This is a genomic window from Propionicimonas sp. (assembly GCF_047606205.1).
Taxonomy (GTDB): Bacteria; Actinomycetota; Actinomycetes; order Propionibacteriales; family Propionibacteriaceae; genus Propionicimonas.
On record NZ_JASGES010000092.1, the window covers coordinates 1 to 3,335 of the forward strand.

Annotated in this window: 4 protein-coding genes; 2 read left to right on the top strand and 2 right to left on the bottom strand. The window is 71.4% G+C overall.

The window, feature by feature from the left end; genetic code table 11:
* Together QM633_RS06195 and QM633_RS06200 are read right to left on the bottom strand one after the other, a co-directional pair.
* Positions 1-861 (bottom strand): ABC transporter permease (locus QM633_RS06195; RefSeq protein WP_415152861.1); only part of this gene is annotated, 861 nt, incomplete at its 3' end.
* 4 nt (positions 862-865) lie between these two features.
* Positions 866-1,906, bottom strand: a complete 1,041-nt coding sequence (locus tag QM633_RS06200; protein WP_415152862.1) for a thiamine ABC transporter substrate-binding protein — start codon at positions 1,904-1,906, stop codon at positions 866-868.
* Positions 1,907-2,129: 223 nt separating this feature from the next.
* Between QM633_RS06200 and QM633_RS06205 the strand changes: the two genes are divergently transcribed.
* Together QM633_RS06205 and QM633_RS06210 are read left to right on the top strand one after the other, a co-directional pair.
* Entirely contained in the window at positions 2,130-3,005 is an 876-nt protein-coding gene (locus QM633_RS06205) for a hypothetical protein (RefSeq protein ID WP_415152863.1), read from the top strand.
* A gap of 144 nt (positions 3,006-3,149) precedes the next feature.
* A partial coding sequence (locus QM633_RS06210; RefSeq protein ID WP_415152864.1) for a hypothetical protein occupies positions 3,150-3,335 on the top strand: 186 nt, incomplete at its 3' end.

The following is a 3,335-nucleotide window of genomic DNA, read 5'->3' on the forward strand; positions in this document are numbered from 1 at the left end:
CACGGCGGCGACACGCGTCCGGCCGCGCGGGCGGGGCGGCAGATCCTCGCCGGGGCGGTCCGCGGTCGCCCGACGCGACAGCAGGCGCGCGACGATGAGCGTCAGGGCGACGACGCCGATCTGCAGCACGGACAGCGCCGCCGCCTCGGGCAGGCGGAAGTTGGCCACGCCCTCGGTGTAGATCGCCGTCTCGACCGTCCGCAGCTGCCCGCCGCCGAGGACCATGATCACGCCGTAGCTGGTCGTGCAGAACAGGAACACCAGGGCGGCCGCCGCTGCGATGGCCGGCAGCAGACGCGGCAGCGTGACCGTGCCGAAGGCCCGCAGCGGCCCGGCACCGGTCACCTGCGCGGCCTGCACCTGGCGGGGGTCGAGCCCGGCCCAGGTCGCACCGACGACCCGCACGACCACGGCCGTGTTCAGGAAGACGTGCGCGCACAAGACCGGAACGAGCGCGGGCCCGGCGTCGTCGAGGTCGCCGCCGAGCGCGGCGGGCAGAAACGACAGCGGCCCGGTGAACACGGCGCGGAACGCCATCCCGACCACCACACTCGGCAACACGAACGGCAGCGTGACCACCACCAGCATCAACCGCGAGCCGGTGAACCGGACCCGCGCCACCAGCCAGGTGATCGGCGCGGCCACCAGCAGGGTCAGCACGGTCGACGCGGCCGCCTGGGCGAGGGTGAACGTCAGCAGCCCGCCGGCCCCGGCGCGCTGCCAGAGCTCGAGCAGACCGGTGCCATCGTTCGACGCGACGGCCCGCTGGAACAGCGCGATCAGCGGCCAGCCGAAGAAGACGGCGAAGAAGGCCAGCGGGACCGCTCCCAGGAGCAGCAGGCCGGCGCGCGACCGGGTCACCGTTCTACCGCCCGACGGCGTCCCGCCACTGCTGCAACCAGGCCTCGCGGTTCTTGGCGATGTACTCCGGCGGCATGTTCACCGTCCACTCCGGGATCGGTGCGCGGGTGGCCCACCCGTCCGGCAGCGGGATGTCGCGGGTGACCGGGTAGACGTACATCGACGTCGGCAGCACCTTCTGCACGGTGGGGCCGAGCAGGAAGTCGATGGCCTTGTGCGCGCCCTCGACGTTCGCCGCCCCCTTGAGGACCCCGGCGTACTCCACCTGGCGATAGCAGGTCTCGAGCAGCGCGGCGGTGCCCGGCGTCGCCGCGGGCGAGGATGCGTAGGAGACGACGATCGGCTTGGAGCCGTGGCCGGTGCCGGCGCTGAACAGCTGGTTGTAGGCGATCGCCCACCCGGAGACGATCGTGGCGTCGTTGGCGACCAGGTCGCGCCAGTAGGCCTCCCAGCCGCCGCGCTTCTGGCCGATCGTGGTGAGCAGGAAGGAGATGCCCGGCGACGAGGTGGCCGGGTCCAGCAGGGCGGCCTGACCCTTGTACTCCGGCTTCACCAGGTCGTCGAGCGAGGTCGGCGGGGCCTGGTTGTGCGCGTCGTACCAGGCCGAGTCGACGTTGAGGCAGACGTCGCCGCGGTTGACGGCGGTCAGCAAGCCGGGAGCCCCGGCGAGTGCGTAGTCCGCGGCACCGTTCGCGGCGGCCGGCGAGGTGTACGGCGCGAGGGCGCCGGCCTCGACCGGTCGCGACGCGAATGTGTTGTCGATGCCGTAGACCAGGTCGCCCTTGGGCGAGCCCGGGGTCAGTGAGATCTGCGAAGCCAGCTTGCCCGCGTCACCGGACTTGGCGATCTTGAGCGTCAGGCCGGTCGCCTTGGTGAAGGCGTCGAGCACCGAGGACGGCAGCTCGAAGGAGTCGTGGGTCAACAACGTCACGCTGCGGCCGTCGTCGGACCCGCCACACCCCGCGACGGCCCCCATCGCCACCGCCGCCGCGAGCAGGGCACCGGCGGTCCGGGCGACGATTCCGGCGTGTTCTCGACTGCGCATGGATAGATCTAACCACCGGGCCACCCCCGTCGCCGGATCCCTTTCGACGGTGCGCGGAATGTCACTGCGAGCCGTAAACCCATTAGTAACAATTGCATCACCAGTATCAATAGTCACAGCTCCACCGGGTTATGGTGCTCGCTGCACCTGCATTCGACCGCGCACCGCGTCCCGACATAGACTGGCCCGCGTTCGAACCAGCCGACTGTTAAGGACCGACCCCGTGCGAGTGAACCTCCCGCTGACCGCGGTCACCGTCGCCCTCACCGCCGGACTCCTCAGCCCGGCCGCCGCCTCGATCGCCGCGCCCGCGCCGGCCGACGAGGTGGGCGCCGCTCTGGCCGCCACGCCCAAGAAGGTCGATCAGCGGGTGCTGGACTCCCTCGGCGCCTTCGCCCCGGCCATCGTCGGCTCGATGGCCACCCCCGGCCCGGACGGCAAGGTCAACCCGGCGCTCTTCGCCGACGCGAACACCCTCGCCACCGACAAGTCGCTCACCCCCGAGGTGCGCGCGGTCTGGCAGCAGATCGTCGACTTCCTCGGCGAGCCCGGCAAGCGCACCCTCGCCGCCCAGCAGGGCCACCGTCGCCCCGCGGACAAGAAGAAGGCCAAGCCGGGCGATCCCGAGATCCCCCGCGGCCCCAGGGCACCGCGCATCCAGGAGTTCCTGTACCCGACGATCGGCGTCGGCTGCATGCCCGAATCCGCCCGCGGTTCGCTCGGCTCCCTCGGCGGGGGCAACTCCCTCGGTCGGGCGCTGGTGACCGCCGGGCCGCAGAAGGCGCCCGCCCCCGGCCCCAAGCGCGGTCAGATCGGGTACGTGTACACCAGCATGGGCACCGGCCCCGCGGTCAACAACCCCGGCCGGCCGCTGCTCGCACAGTGGCTGAACCTGGACAACGGGCGCACCGGTGCGATCAACCTGCGCCGCAACCCGAAGATCAACGCCAAGACCGGTCCGGGCACCTTCACCGCCATCGCCAGCACCGGCCGCGGTCGCGTGCTGAGCGTGATCTCGGGCAACGTGACGACCCGGACCAAGTCCAAGCGGATCGTCTCCTGCAGCATCGTGCCGGTCATCGGCATCGCCTACGTCTGACCGTTCCCGGTCGTGTCTACGGCCGGTTGCAAGCTCGTCACAGCTCGGACTCGACGATTGCCACGCCATTAACAGGCATGTTTTTCTGTCACAGAAACCTCAGTAGTAACACCCGTAACTCGGGTAACCATCGGGAGTGACAGGATGCTCGGCAAGTTCTCGCGCTCGGCGGCGGCCGCCGCCGTCGGATTGGCGACCACGGCCGCACTGGCCGTCGGCGTCCCGACCGCCCAGGGTGCACCGCGGGCCCCGCACGCGCCCGCACCAGCGGCACCGCACGGCCCCCAGGCCCCGGCCACGCCCCCGAGCCTGCGGGAGCTGCCGAGCATC